Source organism: Jannaschia sp. Os4 (assembly GCF_016820245.1).
In the GTDB taxonomy this organism is placed as follows: Bacteria; Pseudomonadota; Alphaproteobacteria; order Rhodobacterales; family Rhodobacteraceae; genus Jannaschia.
Genome location: NZ_JAFCAR010000003.1, coordinates 156161 through 174926, shown reverse-complemented (window position 1 = coordinate 174926; position 18766 = coordinate 156161). Strand labels below are relative to the sequence as shown.

17 protein-coding genes are annotated in these 18766 nt (G+C 73.0%); 12 read left to right on the top strand and 5 right to left on the bottom strand.

Going from position 1 to position 18766, the window contains the following annotated elements; genetic code table 11:
* The first annotated feature begins 9 nt into the window (after nucleotides 1-9).
* Nucleotides 10-330 carry a thioredoxin gene (gene trxA, locus JQC91_RS05855; protein WP_203285880.1) on the top strand — a complete coding sequence of 107 codons (321 nt, stop codon included), beginning with the start codon at nucleotides 10-12 and terminating at the stop codon, nucleotides 328-330.
* A 58-nt stretch (nucleotides 331-388) separates the two neighbouring features.
* Here trxA and JQC91_RS05850 read toward each other — a convergent pair whose 3' ends face one another.
* Nucleotides 389-1333, bottom strand: a complete 945-nt coding sequence (locus JQC91_RS05850; RefSeq protein ID WP_203285879.1) for a hypothetical protein — start codon at nucleotides 1331-1333, stop codon at nucleotides 389-391.
* A 163-nt stretch (nucleotides 1334-1496) separates the two neighbouring features.
* Between JQC91_RS05850 and JQC91_RS05845 the strand changes: the two genes are divergently transcribed.
* Entirely contained in the window at nucleotides 1497-4361 is a 2865-nt protein-coding gene (locus JQC91_RS05845; protein WP_203285878.1) for an autotransporter domain-containing protein, read from the top strand.
* A 55-nt stretch (nucleotides 4362-4416) separates the two neighbouring features.
* Here JQC91_RS05845 and JQC91_RS05840 read toward each other — a convergent pair whose 3' ends face one another.
* The gene (locus tag JQC91_RS05840) at nucleotides 4417-5721 is read right to left on the bottom strand and encodes an ammonium transporter (protein WP_203286450.1); all 1305 of its coding nucleotides are present in this window, start codon (nucleotides 5719-5721) and stop codon (nucleotides 4417-4419) included.
* Between the two features lie 38 nt (nucleotides 5722-5759).
* The gene (locus JQC91_RS05835) at nucleotides 5760-6098 is read right to left on the bottom strand and encodes a P-II family nitrogen regulator (protein WP_203285877.1); all 339 of its coding nucleotides are present in this window, start codon (nucleotides 6096-6098) and stop codon (nucleotides 5760-5762) included.
* A 302-nt stretch (nucleotides 6099-6400) separates the two neighbouring features.
* Between JQC91_RS05835 and JQC91_RS05830 the strand changes: the two genes are divergently transcribed.
* The 8 genes from JQC91_RS05830 to JQC91_RS05795 all read left to right on the top strand — a co-directional run bounded on the left by JQC91_RS05830 (nucleotide 6401) and on the right by JQC91_RS05795 (nucleotide 15419).
* Nucleotides 6401-8542 (top strand): PBP1A family penicillin-binding protein, encoded by a 2142-nt coding sequence (locus tag JQC91_RS05830; RefSeq protein WP_203285876.1) that lies wholly within the window; start codon nucleotides 6401-6403, stop codon nucleotides 8540-8542.
* Between the two features lie 48 nt (nucleotides 8543-8590).
* Nucleotides 8591-10345, top strand: coding sequence for a type I secretion system permease/ATPase (locus JQC91_RS05825; RefSeq protein ID WP_203285875.1), 1755 nt, complete (start codon nucleotides 8591-8593; stop codon nucleotides 10343-10345).
* Nucleotides 10342-11673 (top strand): HlyD family type I secretion periplasmic adaptor subunit, encoded by a 1332-nt coding sequence (locus JQC91_RS05820; RefSeq protein WP_343069911.1) that lies wholly within the window; start codon nucleotides 10342-10344, stop codon nucleotides 11671-11673. The genes JQC91_RS05825 and JQC91_RS05820 overlap by 4 nt, the downstream gene beginning before the upstream one ends.
* A 119-nt stretch (nucleotides 11674-11792) precedes the next feature.
* Nucleotides 11793-12251, top strand: a complete 459-nt coding sequence (locus JQC91_RS05815; RefSeq protein WP_203285874.1) for a RidA family protein — start codon at nucleotides 11793-11795, stop codon at nucleotides 12249-12251.
* Nucleotides 12248-13015, top strand: a complete 768-nt coding sequence (locus tag JQC91_RS05810) for a glycerophosphodiester phosphodiesterase family protein (RefSeq protein ID WP_203285873.1) — start codon at nucleotides 12248-12250, stop codon at nucleotides 13013-13015. The genes JQC91_RS05815 and JQC91_RS05810 overlap by 4 nt, the downstream gene beginning before the upstream one ends.
* Before the next feature lie 23 nt (nucleotides 13016-13038).
* Nucleotides 13039-14247, top strand: a complete 1209-nt coding sequence (locus JQC91_RS05805; protein ID WP_203285872.1) for a GNAT family N-acetyltransferase — start codon at nucleotides 13039-13041, stop codon at nucleotides 14245-14247.
* Nucleotides 14244-14486 (top strand): 4a-hydroxytetrahydrobiopterin dehydratase, encoded by a 243-nt coding sequence (locus JQC91_RS05800; RefSeq protein ID WP_203285871.1) that lies wholly within the window; start codon nucleotides 14244-14246, stop codon nucleotides 14484-14486. The genes JQC91_RS05805 and JQC91_RS05800 overlap by 4 nt, the downstream gene beginning before the upstream one ends.
* A 48-nt stretch (nucleotides 14487-14534) precedes the next feature.
* Nucleotides 14535-15419: a mechanosensitive ion channel domain-containing protein gene (locus JQC91_RS05795; protein WP_203285870.1), complete on the top strand. Its 885-nt coding sequence runs from the start codon at nucleotides 14535-14537 to the stop codon at nucleotides 15417-15419.
* A gap of 207 nt (nucleotides 15420-15626) precedes the next feature.
* Here JQC91_RS05795 and JQC91_RS05790 read toward each other — a convergent pair whose 3' ends face one another.
* On the bottom strand, nucleotides 15627-16118 hold the full coding sequence (locus tag JQC91_RS05790) for a peroxiredoxin (protein WP_203285869.1): 492 nt from the start codon (nucleotides 16116-16118) through the stop codon (nucleotides 15627-15629).
* Nucleotides 16119-16166: 48 nt separating this feature from the next.
* Here JQC91_RS05790 and JQC91_RS05785 point away from each other — a divergent pair, with 48 nt between their 5' ends.
* Nucleotides 16167-17390 carry an FAD/NAD(P)-binding oxidoreductase gene (locus tag JQC91_RS05785; RefSeq protein WP_203285868.1) on the top strand — a complete coding sequence of 408 codons (1224 nt, stop codon included), beginning with the start codon at nucleotides 16167-16169 and terminating at the stop codon, nucleotides 17388-17390.
* On the top strand, nucleotides 17390-17938 hold the full coding sequence (gene rsmD, locus JQC91_RS05780; RefSeq protein ID WP_203285867.1) for a 16S rRNA (guanine(966)-N(2))-methyltransferase RsmD: 549 nt from the start codon (nucleotides 17390-17392) through the stop codon (nucleotides 17936-17938). The genes JQC91_RS05785 and rsmD overlap by 1 nt, the downstream gene beginning before the upstream one ends.
* Here the strand turns inward: rsmD and JQC91_RS05775 are convergent.
* The gene (locus tag JQC91_RS05775) at nucleotides 17935-18690 is read right to left on the bottom strand and encodes an FkbM family methyltransferase (protein WP_203285866.1); all 756 of its coding nucleotides are present in this window, start codon (nucleotides 18688-18690) and stop codon (nucleotides 17935-17937) included. The genes rsmD and JQC91_RS05775 overlap by 4 nt on opposite strands.
* Between the last annotated feature and the right edge of the window lie 76 nt (nucleotides 18691-18766).

The window sequence follows — 18766 nt, the reverse complement described above, 5'->3', positions numbered from 1 at the left end:
AGAATGCCCATGTCCACCACCCCCGTCACCGACGCCACCTTCGACGCCGAGGTGCGCCAGTCCGACATCCCCGTCGTCGTCGATTTCTGGGCGGAGTGGTGCGGCCCCTGCAAGCAGATCGGCCCCGCGCTGGAGGAGCTGTCCGAGGAGTACGCGGGCAAGGTGAAGATCGTGAAGGTCAACGTCGACGAGAACCCCGCCTCGCCCCAGCAGATGGGCGTGCGCGGCATCCCGGCGCTGTTCCTCTTCAAGGGCGGCGAGGCCGTGGACCAGAAGATCGGCGCCGCGCCCAAGGCGGCCCTCAAGACGTGGATCGACGGCGCGGTCTGACCCGCCCCGCACCCGAGACGACCCCCGGCGGGCGGCCCCAGCGGCCGCCCGTTCCGCATCATCCCCCGGACACGAGCCCGGCGAGGATGGGCCCCAGCCGCCGCAGCGTCCGGCGCTGCTCGGGCCGCCACCGTCCGATGTCTTGTCCGACGTTCCACAGGTCCCGCGCCAGCCGCGCGCGCAGGTGCAGCACCAGCCCCGCGTCCTCCGGCCCGATCCCCCCGTGCGCCGCGCAGGCCGCCGCCAAGGCGTCGCCGGGCACGACCGCCCCCGGCTCGGGCGGCGGCGCATGGCGGCTCTGGGCGTGGTGATGGACGATCAGCTTGGCGAGGTCCGTGCCCACGGCCCCCCGCGCCAGCCCGGACAGGTCGATCCCCGCCACTCCGCCGCCGGGCCGCCGGAGGAGGTTCCGCAGATGCGGGTCGCCGTGCAGGCCGGCCACCCGCGCCGACGTGCCCGTCGCCTCGGCCGCCGCGCGCCGCAGCCATGCCGCGACGTCCGGGGCGACCTCCGGCCCGACCCACGCCGTCGCCGTCCCGCCGTCGAGCGGCGCCGCCTCCCCCGGCCCGTGCAGCACCCCGAGCCAGCGCGCGCCTTCCGCGAGCACCGCCAGCTCCTCCGCCCGGTCCGGGGCGCGCCGCAGCGCGTCGAGGAGCGGCGTCCCCGGCAGGTAACCCAGCACCGTCGCATGGTGGTCCGGGTCGTGATGCAGGGGCGGGGGCAGCGCCAGGTCCGGATGGGCCGCGTAGGCCCCCGCGGCGCGCGACAGCGCGGCGAAGGCGGCGGCGTGGCGCGCGGGGCGGCGGGGCCGCGGCTCGTGGCGGACGATCACGTCCATTCCATCGGCATGGGTCGCCCGCCGCACCGTCCGCGCCATCCGCGGCGTCCGCCGCCGCGCGAGCGTACGCAGCCTCCATCCCGACTCGGGCCAGCCCAGCGCGGCCCGCACCGCGTCCCACGCGGCGTCGGAGCTTCGGGCGAGGTCGTCGCGGAAGGGGCGCATCCCCGCGGCGTGCCCCGGCGGGCGCCTTGGATGCAAGGCCGGCACGGGCCTCCGACGACAGGAAACGCGGAAGGAGGCCACATGGGGATTTGCCTTTCCCCACCGAGACCTACCCTCCGATTCCCACCTGCGTCCCACCACACACCCGCGAGGACACGACCCGATGCCCCATCGTCCGCTCTGGCTTTCCGTCTCCGCCGCCGCGCTCTGCGCCCTCGGCGCCGCGCCCGCCCACGCCGCCTGCACCGTCACCTCCGGCGGCGACGGGATGGGAGGCATCACCAGCGGCGCGACCGTGACCTGCGAGGACAACCTCGACACCGAGGGCGTCTCCGCCCCCGACGCGAGCGGCGTCACGGTCGACATCGTGGCGCCGTCGGGCGGCATCTCGGTGACCGGCGACACCGGCATCCTCTTGGGCGACGGGGCCACGATCAACGTGGCGGGCGAGTCCAACCGGCCCGTGACGACCTCCGGCGACGGGGCCCCCGCCATCGACGTGCTCGCCGATGCGGAGATCAACGTGGACGGTCGGGTGGCCACCTCGGGCGAGAACTCGGGCGCGATCACCGCGACGGAGAACGCGCAGGTGACGGTCAACGGCGTCGTGACGACCGGGGGGGGCGACTCGGACGCGATCAACGTGGGGGCGAACTCCACGGTCACGGTCGGGTCGCGCGCCAACGTGAACACCCAGAACTCCGGCTCGGGCGCGGTCGTGCTGGCGGGCGACGGCGCGACGCTGCGCGTCGAGGGCGAGGAGACCGAGATGAACGGCTTCCAGGCCGGCCTCGTGACCACGTCGTCGGGCGGCTCCAACCCCGTGCGGGTCGAGGGCAACGACGGGACCGTCGAGGTGGGCGGCGAGATCCGCTCCTCCTCGGGCGACGCCACCGCCGTGCTGGTCGAGGGGAACGGGGCGACGATCACCGTCCTGGACCAAGGCCTGATCACCGCGCAGTCCTCCAACTCCGACGCGGTCGCCGTGACCGGTACGGGCGCGACCATCACCGTCGAGGCGGGCGGCGAGATCGCCATCTCCTCGGGCAACTCCGCCGCCATCGTCTCGGGCGCGCAGGCGACCGTCGAGATCGCGGGCACCGTCTCGGCCTCGTCGTCGCAGAGCCAAGGCGTCGTGCTCGGGGACGCGTCCACGCTGACCGTGGCGAACGAGGGGGTGATCGAGACGTCCTCCTCCGAGTCCCAAGCGGTCCTGATCGCCATGGAGGCGACCACCGCCACCGTGACGGTCGAGCGCGGCGGCGACATCGACGCGATCGGGGCGCAGGCCATCGTGGACGAGGGGACGACCGAGACGACCGTGACCATCGACGGGCGGGTGTTCGGGGGATCGTCGGATCCGGTGATCGACCTCGGCGGCGGCACGGACGAGGTGACCGTCGCGGGCACGCTGTCCGGACAGGGCGTCCTCGTCGACGGGGGCGGCGGCACCGACACGGTCTCGCTGACCGGCAACGGCGACTACGCGTCCAGCCAGTTCGCCGACGTGGAGGTCATCAACACGGGCGGTGGCGGTGGCGGCGCGTCGGCCTCCGCCGCGTTCGCCTTCTTCGCCCGGCCCGCCCCCGCCGCGCCGTCGCTGTCGTTCACGGTGGACGACGACGCCTCGGACACGACGTTCAACGTCGGCTCCGGCTCGGGCCTCACGGTCGCGGGCGGCGGCACGGCGGGGACGGTCAACGGCAACGGCGGCGACGTCGAGGTCCAGTCCGGGGGGCGCATCGACACGCTGAACGCATCGGCGGGCAACACCACCGTCCGCTCCGGCGGCACGGTCGGCGTCACCGAATCCTCCGGCGGCGGCGGGTCGATCACCTTCGAGAGCGGCTCGACCGCCGAGGTGCAGGGCGAGGCCACCTCGGGCACCCAGACGCAGCGGGTCGCGGGCGCCGACTTCCAAGAGGGCAGCCGCGTCTCGGTGGGCAACTCGCAGGTGCTCCGCGGCACGGCCTCGGGCGACTCGATCACGCTGGACCTGCCGGCCGACGCCTTCGCGCAGCTCGGCGACACGGACACCCGCCGCAGCTTCGGCGCGGCCGTCGACGCGGGCGCCGCGTCGGGCGACCCGGATGCGGCCGCGCTCATCACCGCATCGGCCGAGGATCTCGAGCGCGCGATCGCCGAAGGCTCGGGCGAGGGCGAGACGCGCGCCGCCGCCGCCGGCGCGGTCGCCGCGCTGGCCTTCGCGGAGGTGCTGACGGAGCGCACCGCGCCCACCGGCCAAGGCGCGGCCCTGTCCTTCGCGGCCACCTCCGGCACGACCGGGACCGGCTGGGCGCAGGTCTGGGGCGGACGGCTGGACGCCGACGGGGACGCGTCGGGCTCGTTCGAGGCGAGCTACGGCGGCCTCGCGGCGGGCATCGAGCGCACCGGCTTCGCGGGCGGCCTCGACCTCACCTACGGCCTCGCGGTCAGCCGGGTCGAGGGCTCCGTCGACGGTGGCCCGGACTTCGACGCGACCTCGTTGGGGATCTACGCCGGCGGCACCTCCGGTCCGCTCTACGTCGCGGGGTCGCTGGCCTACACCCGGCTGGAGATCGACGACGGGGGGGACGGGGACCTCATCTCGGGCCGGGCCGAGATCGCCTACGACCTGCGCGGCGACTACGACGACGACGTCCTGCTCGCCCCCTATGCGGCGCTGTCCTTCGTGACGGGCGACTTCGACGGGTCCGGCAACCTGTCGGGCGGCGAGATCGACCAAGGCACCGCCGAGATCGGCCTCCGCCTCGGGCGGACCTACGCCACCGCCGCCGGAGCGACGCGGCTCACGATGGACGTCGGCTACGAGCACGCCTTCGGCGACGACGGGGTCAGCTTCGACGGCTCGGCCTTCGGTGCCGGATTCACCGCCGGGGCGGACACGCTCGGCGAGGATCGGCTGAAGCTCGGGCTCGGCGTCGAGGCGCAGATCAACCGGACCACGACCCTTTCGGTGCGCTACGACGGGCGGTTCGGCGACGGGCGGGACCACCGCCTCGGCCTCGGCATCCAGATGAAGTTCTGAGAAACGGAAGCGGGGCGCCCCGAAAGGCGCCCCGCCCGCGTTGCCGACAAGATAGTCAGCCGCGCGCGAACTCGGGATAGGCTTCCATCCCCAGCTCGGTGGTATCGAGGCCGGCGATCTCCTCCTCCTCGCCGACGCGGATGCCGCCCAGCGCCTTGAGGACGAACCACAGCACCAGCGACGTGACGAACACGAAGGCGCCGATGGCGAAGAAGCCGAGGAGCTGCGTGCCGAGGTTGGCCTCGCCGTAGAAGATCACGGCGACCGTGCCCCACAGGCCGGCGATCAGGTGCACCGGGATGGCGCCCACGACGTCGTCGATCTTGAGCTTGTCGAGGAGCGGCACCGTGAAGACCACGATCACGCCACCCACCGCGCCGATCCAAAGCGCGCCGAAGAGCGAGGGCGCCAGCGGCTCGGCGGTGATCGACACGAGGCCCGCCAGCGCGCCGTTCAGGACCATCGTGAGGTCGATCTTCTTGTAGAGCACCTGCGTCAGGATCAGGCAGGTCACCGCGCCGGCGGCGGCCGCCATGTTCGTGTTGGCGAAGATGCGCGAGATGTCCGTGACGTCGCCGATGGTCCCCATCGCCAGCTGCGATCCGCCGTTGAAGCCGAACCAGCCGAGCCACAGGATGAACGTGCCGAGCGTGGCGAGCGCGAGGTTGGAGCCGGGCATCGGGATGACGCGCCCGTCCTTGGCGTACTTGCCGATGCGCGGGCCGAGGACGATGGCGCCGGCCAGCGCCGCGAAGCCGCCCGCCGCGTGGACGAGGGTGGAGCCCGCGAAGTCGGAGAACCCGGCCTCGGAGAGCCAGCCGCCGCCCCACTGCCACGACGCCTCGATCGGGTAGATGATCCCGGTCAGGACCGCGACGAAGATGAAGAAGGGCCAGATCTTGATGCGCTCGGCCAAGGTGCCCGAGACGATCGACGCGGTGGTTGCGCAGAACATCAGCTGGAAGAAGAAGTCCGACCCGACGGAGGCGTAGGACGTGTCCACCACGTCCGCGCCCGCGCCCACCGGCTCCAGCGCGGCGAAGCCGAGCGCGCCGATCCAGCCGCCGGACATCCAGTTGTCGCCCGGATACATGAGGTTGTAGCCGACCAGCCAGTACATGATGGCCGCGATCGAGAAGAGGCCGATGTTCTTGGTCAGCTGCGTGGTGACGTTCTTGGAGCGGACGAGGCCCGCCTCCAGCATGGCGAAGCCCGCGGCCATCCAGAACACGAGGAAGCCGCCCATCAGGAACAGCAGCGACGTCAGGATGTACGGGTAGGGATCGGCGGCGGCCTCCTGCGCCAGCGCCGGTGCGGCGGTCGCGGCCAGCACGGCCCCCGCCAGAAGGATACGGTTCATCGTCTTCCCCTCGATGATGGTCTTGGAACCGGCGGTCATCAGATCGCCTCCTCGCCGAGCTCGCCGGTGCGGACGCGCAGCGCCTGCTCGACGTCGAGCACGAAGATCTTGCCGTCGCCGATCTTGTCGGTCTTCGCCGTGGTCGCGATCGTCTCGACCACCTGGTCGGCCATGGCGGCGGGCACCACGATCTCGAGCTTGACCTTCGGCACGAAGTTCACGGCGTATTCCGCGCCGCGGTAGATTTCGGTGTGTCCGGACTGGGAGCCGAAGCCCTTTATCTCGGTCACCATCATGCCCCTCACGCCGAGCGAGGTGAGTGCCTCGCGCACCTCCTCCAGCTTGAACGGCTTGATCGCTGCGATGATGAGTTTCACGCGCTTCCCCTGTCTGGTCCTCGTCGCACCGGGTGATCGGGGGCAGGGCGGGCGCGCGGCAACGCTTCGGCCCGCCCCGCCGTCCCCGAATGCGCCCTTGGATGGCGGGAAGTGCACAAATCGCAGGCATCGCTCAATTTTGAGGCATCCCGAGAAGCGACAGCCCGCCGATCCCGTGCGACGGTCCGGCGCCCACGGGATGACGGGCGACTCGCGATCGCATATGGAACGGGGAACGACCGGGCCGCCCCGAGTCCCGCGTGGGGGGACGGGGGCGAGGGTCCGGCACGAGGGGCAGCGTCATGAGTCAACGCAAGCTTCGCGGCGAGCGTCGCGCGAGCGAGATCACCAAGCGCCGGGCCAAGCCGAAGCCCAAGGGCCGGGCCAAGCCCGCGCCCAAGCGCGGCCTCGGCTACTGGCTGGCATGGCCCCTGCGCCTCCTGGTGCGGATCGGCTGGGCGGTCGGCTGGCGGCTGGCGGTGCTCGGCGCGATGATCGTCGCGGGGGCGGTGCTCTACCAGTACGCCCGCCTGCCCGACATGGCCTCTCTCTCGGACGGGCGCGCGCGCGGCTCCGTCACGCTCGTCGACCGCAACGGCGAGATCTTCGCGTGGCGCGGCGACCAGTTCGGCGGCCTCGTGACGACCGACTCCGTGTCGCCGCATCTCGTGAACGCCGTCGTGGCTGCCGAGGACAAGCGCTTCTACCGCCACCTCGGCCTGTCCCCCCGGGGCATCGCGGGCGCCATCCGCTCGAACATCCGCTCCGGGCGCGGGGCGTTCTCCGGCGCGGGCGGCTCGACCATCACGCAGCAGGTCGCCAAGCTCCTGTGCCTCGGAAACGACTGGGACCCGTCGACCGGCGTCACCGAGGCGGCGTTCGAGGCCGACTGCCGCCGCGGCACGATCTGGCGCAAGGTCAAGGAGGTGCCCTACGCCTTGGCCCTCGAGCTGAAGTTCACCAAGGACGAGATCCTCGCGATCTACCTCAACCGGGCCTATCTCGGCGCGTCGGCCCGCGGCTTCGCCGCCGCATCGCAGCGATACTTCGCGAAGCCCGCATCGCAACTCGAGCCCGCCGAGGCCGCGATGCTGGCCGGGCTCCTGCCCGCGCCCTCCTACTACGCGCCGACCAACGACCTCGGACGCGCGCAGGACCGGGCCCGCCTCGTGCTCGGCCTGATGCGCGACCAAGGACGGCTGTCGACCGCCGACTTCCAGTACGCGATGGAGAACCCCGCCACGCTGTCGTCCGCCGCACGTCAGGACACTGGCGGCTACTTCGCGGACTGGGTCATGGGCGAGGGGCCGGACTTCCTGACGGAGGACACCACCGAGGACGTCATCGCGCGCACGACCCTCGACCCGCTGGTGCAGAAGGCCGCCGAGGACGCGCTCGCCTACGTGTTCGAGACCAAGGTCCGCGCGGGATCCGAGGCGCAGGCCGCCATCGTCGTGATGGACGCCGACGGCGCCGTCCGGGCGATGGTCGGCGGGCGCGCCACCCGCGGCGCGGGCCAGTTCAACCGCGCTACCCAAGCCGTCCGCCAGACGGGCTCCGCCTTCAAGCCCTTCGTCTACGCCGCGGCCCTCGACCTCGGCTGGGACTACGACTCGACCGTCTACGACGGTCCCTTGGCGCTGCAGGTGCCCGGCTCCGGCACCTATTCCCCCGAGAACTACTCGGGCCGCTACTACGGCGAGGTCACGCTGACCGAGGCGCTGGCCCAGTCCATGAACACCGCCGCCGTCCGCCTGTCCGAGAACGTCGGGCGCGAGATCGTCCAGTCCGTGGCCCGCCAGTTCGGCATCGCCAGCGACCTCGCCCAAGGCCCCGCGCTGGCCCTCGGCGTCTCCGAGTCCACGCTGCTGGAGATGACGGGCGCCTACGCGGGCATCCTCAACGGCGGCACGTCCGTGCGCCCCTACGGCCTCACCAACATGACGCTCCGCGGCGACGACTCCGCCCTGCTGGACCGCGAGGCGGGCCTGGGCGAGCGCGTGATCCAAGAGGACGCCGCCCGCCAGCTCACCTACATGATGCACCAGGTCGTCGAGCGCGGCACCGGCCAGCGCGCCAAGCTGCCGGGCGGACGCCCGGCGGCGGGCAAGACCGGGACCACGCAGGCCGCCCGCGACGCGTGGTTCATCGGCTTCACCGGCGACTACGTCGCGGGCGTCTGGATGGGCTACGACGACAACACGCCGCTGACCGGCGTGACCGGCGGCGGCCTGCCCGCGGAGATCTGGAAGGAGGCGATGGCGCGCGTCCACGACGGCCGCCCCGTCACCCCGCTGCCGATGATCGTGCCGCAGGTCCGCCGCCCCGAGCCGCAGGTCGTCCGCACGCCCGAGCCGCAGGTCGTGCCGACCCCGGCGAACGAACCCGACGTGGCGGAGCGCATCCTGAACGACGTGCTCGGCGCGATCTTCGGTCGAAACTGAAACATCCGGCCCCTGTCCGGACCCGCCCCGCATGGTAGACCCCATCCGATGCTGAGACCCTCGGACCTCGAAGCGGGACGCCGCGAACTCGCCCGGGTCACGGGGGCCGGGCGCGGGCTCCTCGCCTTCGTCTTCGTGTTCTCGATGGTCGTGAACGCCCTGATGCTCACGGGGCCGCTCTACATGCTGCTCGTGTACGACCGGGTCCTCGGCTCCCGCTCCGAGGAGACGCTCGTCTCGCTCACCCTGCTCGTCGCCTTCCTCTACGGGATGATGGGCCTGCTCGACTACGTGCGGGGCCGCGTCATGGCGCGGATCGGGGCGCGCACCCAAGCCGCGCTCGACGCCCGCGTCTTCGAGGCCCACCTCCGCCGCGCCGCCCGCGACCCCGCCCGCGACGACACCGCCCGCGTCCGCGCGCCCCTGCGCGACGTCGAGGCGATCCAGCGCCTCCTCGCCTCGCCGGTGGCCACCGCGCTGTTCGACGTGCCGTGGACGCCGCTCTTCCTCGGGGCGATCTTCCTGTTCCACCCCTATCTCGGATGGCTCGCGACGGCGGGCGGCGTGATCCTCGTCGCGGTGACATGGCTGAACACCCGGCTCACCGCCGGGCCCCTGACCGAGTCCCAGATCTTCTCCGCCCGGGCCGAGCGCACGGCCCAGGGCCTCGCGGCCGAGGCGGAGCTCGTCCAGTCGCTGGGCATGCGGGGCAACGCCCACCACCGCTGGCAGGGGACGCGCAGCCGGGCGCTGGCGGAGGGCATGACCCTGTCGGACCGCTCCGGCCTCTTCACCGTGACGACCAAGACGCTGCGCCTGTTCCTTCAGTCCGCGATGCTGGGCCTCGGCGCGTGGCTCGTCCTGCGCGAGCAACTGACTCCGGGCGCGATGATCGCGGGGTCCATCCTGCTCGGGCGGGCCCTCGCGCCGATCGAGATGCTGATCGGGCAGTGGGCCACGGTGCAGGCCGCCCGCAAGGCGCGCGGCAACCTCGTGGAGCTGCTCGCGACCGCCCCGCCCGAACTCGAGCGGACCCCCCTGCCCCGGCCCGCCGCGCGCCTCGTGGCCGAGGGGGTGACCGTTCTGCCGCCCGGGGCGACGCAGGCGACCCTGCGCGGGGTGTCCTTCCGGCTGAACCCCGGGCAGGCGATGGGCGTCATCGGCCCCTCCGGCGCGGGCAAGTCGACGCTGGCCCGCACCCTGACCGGCGCATGGCGCCCCGCGGCGGGACGCATCCGACTCGACGCGGCGACGCTGGACCAGTACGACCCCGACGTGCTCGGCGGCTACATGGGCTACCTGCCGCAATCCGTGACGCTCTTCGACGGCACCATCGCCGAGAATATCGCGCGCCTGTCCCCCGACCCCGACCCCGAGGCCATCGTCGAGGCCGCGCGCAAGGCCGCCGCCCACGAGATGATCCTCGAGTTCACGGATGGCTACGACACCCGCGTCGGGCCGGACGGCCTGCGCCTCTCGGGCGGCCAGGTGCAGCGCATCGGGCTGGCCCGCGCGCTCTACGGGGATCCCGTCCTGCTCGTCCTGGACGAGCCGAACGCCAACCTCGACAACGAGGGGACCGCCGCGCTCAACGCCGCCGTGCGCGGCGTGAAGGACCGCGACGGCGCGGTCGTCATCATCGCCCACCGGCCCAGCGCCATCCAGGAATGCGAGGTGGCACTGGTCCTCAAGTCCGGCGCGCCGGTGATGTTCGGCCCGACCGAGGAGGTGCTCGCCAAGGTGCTGCGCAACGCCGACGAGGCCATCGCCGGCGCCCGCGCGGGCGCCGGGGGGGTGACGTGACCCGCCCCGCCCTCGCGCCCCCGCCCGAGCGCGCGTGGCGCGTCCGCGGGCCGATGGTCCTCGGGGTGCTCGGGCTCGTCGTGCTGCTCGGCGGCTTCGGCGCATGGGCCGCGACCTCGCGCATCGCGGGCGCGATCATCGCGCCCGGCGCCGTCGCGGTCGAGAGCAACCGGCAGGTCGTCCAGCACCCCGACGGCGGCCTCGTGCGCGAGATCCTCGTGCGCGAGGGCGACGAGGTCGCGGCGGGCAGCGCCATGGTCCGCCTCGACGACACCGTGCTCGCCACCCGCGCCGAGGTGCTGCGGGGCCAGCTCTGGGAGGTGGAGGCCCGCGCCGCCCGCCGCGCCGCCGAGCGCGACGGCGCGGCCGACGCCGAGGCCATCGCCTTCCCCGACGACCTCCTCGCGGCCGCCGCCGGGGATCCGGAGGTCGCCGCCCTCGTGCAGGGGCAGCGCGACCTCTTGGCGGCCACGGCGGACACGCGGGCGAGGCAGGTCGAGCAGCTGCGCCGCCGCCAAGACCAGATCGCCGCGCAGATCGAGGGAACCGAGGCGCAGCAGGCCGCCCTCGTCCGCCAGCGCGACCTGATCGAGTCGGAACTGGCCGACCAGCAGGGCCTGCTCGACCGCGGCCTCACGCAGGCCACGCGCGTCCTCGCGCTGCAGCGGCAGCAGGCCGGGCTCGAGGGGCAGGTGGGCGAGCTCGTGGCCGCCGCCGCCCGCCTCGAGGGGCAGCGCACCGAGATCGACATCCAGATCCTGCGCCTCGACGACGAGGTGCGCCAAGGCGCCATCACCGAGCTGCGCGACCTGCGCGCGCAAGCCCTTCAGCTGCGCGCCGAGCTGCGCGCGGCCGAGGACGCGCTCTCGCGCCTCGTGATCGCCGCGCCCGTGGACGGGGTCGTCTACGACCTGCAGGTGTTCGGCGCAGGCGCCGTGATCCGGCCCGCCGATCCCGTCGCCTACCTCGTGCCGCAGGACCGTCCGCTCGTCATCCAAGCGCGCATCGCGCCCACCGACGTCGATCAGGTGTTCCCCGGCCAGCCGGTGACGCTGCGGCTACCGACCTTCGACGCGCGCACCACGCCGGAGCTCTTCGGCTCGGTCGTCCGGGTCTCGCCCGACGCCTTCACCGACCAAGCCACCGGCGCGACGTTCTACGCGGTCGAGGTCCTTCCCGACGCGGGCGAGCTGGACCGCCTCCCGCCCGAGGCGGTCCTCCTGCCCGGCATGCCGGTCGAGACCTACCTGCGCACCACGGACCGGACGCCCATCGCCTACCTCGTCAAACCGCTCGCCGACTACTTCGCCCGCGCCTTCCGGGAGTGAGGGCCGCCGTCCCGCCCGCGGGCCGACGCGCATGCGGGTCGCGCACGGGGCGGGGGGACGCTTCCCAAACCGCTTCGCATCGGGCACCACGGACGGGACGCGCCCCACGGAGTAGCCCCATGTCCCACGCCGCCCGCCTCGAGGAACTCGGCATCGACCTGCCCGACGCCCCCGCCCCCGCCGCCAACTACGTGCCGGCGGTCCGGACCGGGAACCTGCTCTTCGTGTCGGGCCAGATCTCACAGGATTCCGACGGGATGATCGTCGGCCGCCTCGGCGCCGACATGTCCGTCGAGGAGGGGGCCGCGGCCGCCCGCCGCTGCGCCCTCAGCCTCTTGGCGCAAGTGCGCGCCGCCTGCGACGGCGACCTCGACCGGCTGGTCCGCGTGGTGAAGCTGACCGGCTTCGTCAACTCCACCCCCGAGTTCGGGGACCAGCCGAAGGTGATCAACGGCTGCTCCGACGCCTTGGTCGAGATCCTCGGCGACGCGGGTCGCCACAGCCGATCCGCCGTCTCCGCCGGGGCGCTGCCCTTCGGCGTCGTCGTCGAGATCGAGGGCATCTTCGAGGTCCGATGACGCCCGTCCCCCTCCCCCCCTCGTTCCTGCGGGGCCACGTCGCCCACCGCGCCCTCCACGGCCCCGGTCGGCCCGAGAACAGCCGCGCCGCCATCCGGGCGGCCATCGACCTCGGGGTGGCGGTGGAGCTGGACGTCCAGCGGTCGAGCGACGGCGTGGCGATGGCGTTCCACGACTACGTGCTCGACCGGCTGACCCCGGCCAAGGGAGCGATCTTCCTCAACGAAGCGGCCAGCCTCGGCTCGACGCCCCTCTCCGGCGGGGACGAGGGCATCCCCACCTTGGCGGAGGCCTTGGCCGAGGTCGCGGGGCGGGTGCCGGTGCTCATCGAGGTCAAGGACCAGGACGGCGACATGGGGCCGAACGTCGGGCCGCTGGAGGACGGGGTCGCCGCCGCGCTCGACGGGTATGCGGGCGACGTCGCGCTGATGTCCTTCAACCCCAACTCCGTCGCCGCCATGGCCGAGCGCCGCCCCGACCTGCCCCGCGGCCTGACCACCTCGGCGTTCCGCGCCGAGAACTGGCCCGAACTGACGGCGGCCACCCGCGACCGCCTGCGCGCCGTCCCGGACCTCGAGCGCGTCGGCGCCGCCTTCGTCAGCCACGAGGTCGGCGCGCTGGACATGCCGCGCATCGCCGAGATCGCCGCCCGGCTGCCGGTCCTCTGCTGGACCGTGCGGTCCGAGGCGCAGGAGCGGGAGGCGCGTCGAATCGCCGCCGGCGTCACCTTCGAGGGCTACGTCCCGCAGGCCTTGTCCGCCTGACGGCGCACCCCAAGTCGGACCCCATGCACGACGGCGCACCCGATCAGGCGGAGACGGCGGTGGAGGTCTCCGTCCACCAGAGCGTGGGCGCGATCCTGCCCGACGAGTGGGACGCCTGCGCCGCGCCCGAGGCCGGTGACGGCGGGCGGGCGCTGCACCCGTTCACCACGCACCGCTTCCTGACCGCCTTGGAGCGATCCGGCAGCGTCGGGCGCGGCACGGGATGGCAGCCGCAGCCGCTGGTCGCGCGGATCGACGGGCGCGTGATCGGGGCGGCGCCGCTCTACGTGAAGGGGCACAGCCAAGGCGAGTACATCTTCGACCATTCGTGGGCGCACGCGTGGGAGCGGGCGGGCGGCGACTACTACCCCAAGCTGCAGATCGCGGTGCCGTTCACGCCCGCGACGGGGCGGCGCTTCCTCGTGGCCGAGGGCGACGAGGAGACGGCCTTCGCCGCGCTGGTCCAAGGGGCGGTGAACGTGACGGACCGCAACGACCTGTCCTCCCTGCACGTCACCTTCTGCACCGCCGAGGAGCGGGAGGCGGGCGAGGCGATGGGGCTGCTCGGTAGATCCTCGCAGCAATATCATTGGCTCGACGACGGCTATGGCGACTTCGACGGCTTCCTCGCCGCGCTGTCGAGCCGCAAGCGCAAGAACATCCGCAAAGAGCGCGCGCAGGCCCAAGGCTTCGGCGGCGAGATCGTCCGGCTGACCGGCGACGACATCCGGCCGGAGCACTGGGACCACTTCTGGCGGTTCTACCAGGACACGGGCGCTCGGAAGTGGGGTCAGCCCTACCTGACGCGCGCCTTCTTCGAGGAGGCGCAGGCCAGCTTGCGCGACGACCTGCTGCTGGTGCTGGCCGTGGACGGCGGCACGCCGGTGGCGGGCGCGCTGAACGTGATCGGGCGCGACACGCTCTACGGGCGCTACTGGGGCTGCACGGCGCACCACCCGGCGCTGCATTTCGAACTGTGCTACTATCAGGCGATGGAATGGGCGCTGGAGCACGGGCTGACCCGCGTCGAGGCGGGGGCGCAGGGGGAGCACAAGCTGGCGCGGGGCTACCTGCCCGTGACCTGCCATTCGCTGCACCACATGCCCGACGCGGGCTTCCGCCGGGCGGTGGCGCAGTTCCTCGAGGCCGAGGGCCGCGCGGTGGAGGAGGAGAACGAGATCCTCACCGCCTACGGGCCGTTCCGGAAGGTCGCGGTGGAGGAGCAGGAATGACCATCCCCGACGGCTGGACGCGCGAGGGGGACGCGATCGTGCGGACCTTCCGGTTCGCCGACTTCTCCGGGGCGTGGGGGTTCATGTCCCGCGCCGCGCTGGCGGCGGAGCGGATGGACCACCACCCCGACTGGCGCAACGTCTGGAACCGGGTCGAGGTGCGGCTGACGACGCATGACGCGGGCGGCCTGACGGAGAAGGACGTGGCGCTGGCCGAGGCGTTGAACCGGCTGGCCTGACGCGCGCGGGCCGCGTAACCGGGCCGGGACCAAAGACCGGACCGGACCATGCGCGACCTTCTCTCGACAGAAATCTACGCCGGGCGCTCGCTGGGCGACTTCCTGAGCCTCGAGTTCCTCGCCTCGATCTTGGGCGACGTGCTGGCGGCGATCGTCATCCTGATCCTCGCCTTCGTGATCTCGGGCTGGGTCGGGCGGCGCATCAAGCGGCTGGCCGAGCGTCACGCCAAGCTCGACGCCACGCTGTTCGACTTCCTCGCCAACATCGCGCGCTACGCGATCCTGGCGCTGGCGGGCGTGGTGATCCTCAACACGTTCGGGGTGCAGACGACCTCGATCGTGGCGGTCATCGGCGCGGCGGGCCTCGCCATAGGCCTCGCCCTGCAGGGGACGCTGTCGAACGTGGCGGCGGGGGTGATGATGATCCTGTTCCGCCCCATCAAGCTGGGCGACTTCGTCACGATCAACGGGCAGTCGGGGACGGTGAAGGGGATCAACCTGAACTGGACCGAACTGGCGAGCATCGGGAACTTCCAGATCATCATCCCCAACTCGGAGGTCTGGGGGAACACGATCGTCAACTACTCGGCCTATCCGATGCGGCAGGCGGAGTGGGTGTTCGGCGTGGGCTACGGCACCGACCTCAAGCTGGCCGAGCAGGTGATCCGCGACACGATCTCGTCCGACCCCCGCTTCGTGGCCGAGCCGGAGATGACGGTGAAGGTCGACGCGCTGAACGACTCGTCCGTGGACTTCCTCGTGCGGGCGTGGGTGGCGCGGACGGACTTCTTCGCCTTCTGGAAGGACATGAACCGCGACGTGAAGATCGCCTTCGACGCGGCCGGCATCGAGATCCCCTTCCCGAACCGCACGGTGACGGTGGTCGGCGCGCCCTCCGACGCCGCCGCCGCCGCCGCGGCGGCGGCGGGCTAGCGGCCGTAGCGAGCGCATCGCAGGGCCGGGGGACGGCCCGGCGATGCGCGGGCCGCTGCGCGGCCGTATCGCGCGGGTTCACCGCCCTCAGGGTTTCTTGGCCCATGGCTTCTCAGGCGCGGTCTCCCACGCGGGGGCGTCGTCGAAGAGGCCCCCGCCGCCCCCGTCCCACCGCGCCATCCACGGCGCGGGCGAGGCGGGGAAGGCTCACGCCTTCTCGAGCAGCGCCTCGCCGCCGGAGATGGAGCACTCGCCGGGGCTGTCCTCGACGTCGAGCACCTGCACCACGCTGTCGTCCACGATCATCGCGAAGCGCTTGAACCGCCCGTGGAAGCCGACCGGCGGCGCGGTGAAGTCGAGGCCCATCGCCTTGGCCAGCGCCCCGTTGCCGTCGGCGAGCATGTGCAGGCCCGCCTCCTCGGCCCCGGTCGACTCGGCCCACGCCTTCATCACGAAGGGGTCGTTCACCGCGACGCAGACGATCGTGTCGATGCCCTTCTCGGCGAACCCGTCCTTGGTGCGAATGAAGCTGGGCACGTGCGCCGCCGTGCAGGTCCGGGTGAACGCGCCCGGCAGGCCGAAGAGGACGATGCGCTTTCCCGCGGTCAGCGAGGACAGGTCGACCGAGTGCGGCCCCTTGTCGGCGTCGAACGCCAGAAGCTGGGCGTCGGGCAGGCGGTCCCCCACGGCGATGGTCATGGCGCGTCTCCTCTGGAATGTGCGTCGGCGCCCTCCTACACCGGGCGCATGACGGATGTCCCCCACCACGTCGCGGTCGTCGGCGCGGGCCAAGCGGCCGCCACGCTGGCCGAGACGCTCCGCAAGCGGGGCCATGACGGCCCGATCACCATCTACGGCGACGAGCCCGAGCCGCCCTACCAGCGCCCGCCGCTGTCCAAGGGCTACCTGCTGGGCGAGATGGCGCGCGAGCGGCTCTACCTGCGCCCGCCGGACTGGTACGCCGAGCACGGCGTGACGCTGCGCACCGGCTGCCGGGTGGAGGCGATCGACGCGGACGCGCGGACGCTGACCCATGCCGGCGGCACGGACGGATGGGACGCCCTGGTCCTCGCCACGGGGTCCACCCCCAAGCAGCTGCCAGATCATTGCGGGGGGAAGCTGCGCGGCGTCCACATCATCCGCACGCTCGCCGACATCGACCGGATGGAGCCGGACTTCCAAGCCGGCAAGCGGCTCCTCGTGGTCGGCGGCGGCTACATCGGGCTGGAGGCGGCGGCGGTGGGCCGCAAGCTGGGGCTGGAGGTCACGGTGCTGGAGGCGGCCAACCGGCTGCTGTCGCGGACGTCGTGCTGGGACACGGCGGTCTGGTTCGCCGACCTGCACCGGTCCCACGGGGCCACCATCCGCGAGGGCGCCAAGCTGGAGGGGCTGATGGGCGGCGGGGACGGCGACGACCGCGTGGCCCGCGCCGTGCTGACGGACGGCGCGGTGATCGACTCCGACGTCGTGGTCGTCGGCATCGGGATCGTGCCCAACACGGCGCTGGCCGAGGCGGCGGGCCTCGTCCTCGACGACGGGATCGCGGTGGACCAGCTGGGCCGGACCTCCGCCCCCGGCATCTGGGCCTGCGGCGACTGCACCTCCTTCCCGCACGGGCCGGGGCGCGTGCGGATCGAGTCGGTCGGCAATGCCATCGACATGGCCGAGGCGGTGGCGGGCAACCTCCTGGGGGACGACGCGGCCTATGTCGCGCGCCCGTGGTTCTGGTCGGACCAGTACGACGTGAAGCTGCAGATCGCGGGGCTGAACCACGGGTTCGACGACGTGGTGGTGCGCGACGGGGACGGGCGCTCGCACTGGTACTACCACGGCGACCGCTTGCTGGCGGTGGACGCGATGAACGCGCCGCGGGCCTACATGGTCGGCAAGCGCATGATCGAGGCCGGACGCTCGCCGGACAAGGCGAAGGTGGCCGACGGATCGGTGCCGGCCAAGGACCTGATGGCCTGATGCGCATCGTCGGGGGCCGCTGGCGCGGGCGGCGGCTGGCGGACGTGGGCGCGGGCGACCCGAAGGCGGCGCTGCGACCCACCACGGACCGCGTGCGGGAGTCGATCTTCAACCTGCTGGTCAACGCACATGGCGACCCCGTGACGGACGCCGCCGTGCTGGACGCCTTCGCCGGGACCGGCGCGCTGGGGTTCGAGGCGTTGAGCCGGGGCGCCGCGACGGCCACCTTCGTCGAGACGGGCCGCCCCGCCCTCGCGATCCTGCGCCGGAACGCCGAGACGCTGGGCGCCGCGGCCCGCATCGTCGCCCGCGACGCCACCAAGCCGGGGCCGGGCACGCCCCACGACCTGGTCTTCCTCGACCCGCCCTACGGGCACGGGCTGGGCGAGCGGGCGCTGGCGGCGCTCGGCGCGCAGGGCTGGATCGCGCCCGGCGCCACCATCGTCTGGGAGGAGGCCGCCCCCCCAGCGCCGCCGGAGGGATGGGAGGCGCTGGACCAGCGGACCTATGGCGGAACCGTGGTCACGCTGCTGCGGGCGCCCGGCTAGCCCCGCGCGAAGGCGACCACGTCGGCGATGCGCTCGACCTCGTGCAGCCCCGCCTCGGCCAGCTGGCGCTCGATGTCCCGCTGGTCCGCCATGCCCTTCGGGTAGGCGCCCGGATGCATCTCCATGATGACGAGGTCGCACCGCTCCAGCGCGTCCGGATCGGCGCGGACCATCGCGAGCTCCGCGCCCTCGATGTCGCAGACGAGGGCGTAGCGCGCGCCCTCCACCCGCTCGACCAAGCCGGACAGCCGCACGGCGGGGGCCTCGAACCCGTCCTCGTCGCTCCGCGCGAGGCGCCCGGCATGCTGGTTCCGGCCGGCGACGAAGCGCACGGTCTCGGCGGCCCCGTAGCTCACCGCGCCGCGGACCAGCCTGACCGCGCGCACGGACGCGCCGCGCGCCGCGTTCTCCTTGGCGAGCGAGGCCGTGCGCGGGTTCGCCTCGACCAGCACGTGGGGCGCGGACGGCCCGATCACGTCGCGGATCAACGCGGAGACGATGCCGATGCAGGCCCCCAGCTCGATCACCGCCGTGCCCCGCCCGAGGTGGCGGCGGATCAGCAGGGCCTCGGCCTCCTCGTAGGGCGCCCCCCGCGCGAGGACATGCCGCAGCGCGAGGTCGGCGCGGTCGTCCACCCGCACCTCCACCCCATGGGGCGCGTAGCGGGCGGCGCCGCCCTCGCGCTTCTCGTGCATCCACAGATAGCCGCGCTGCATCAGCCGCGTCTTCAGCCCGGTTCCCGCCCAAAGCATCGATTCACCCCTCATTGATCCCGGATCGGCTACGGTCGGGGAGCGGCGGAAATATGACCACCTGCGGCGCGGGGGC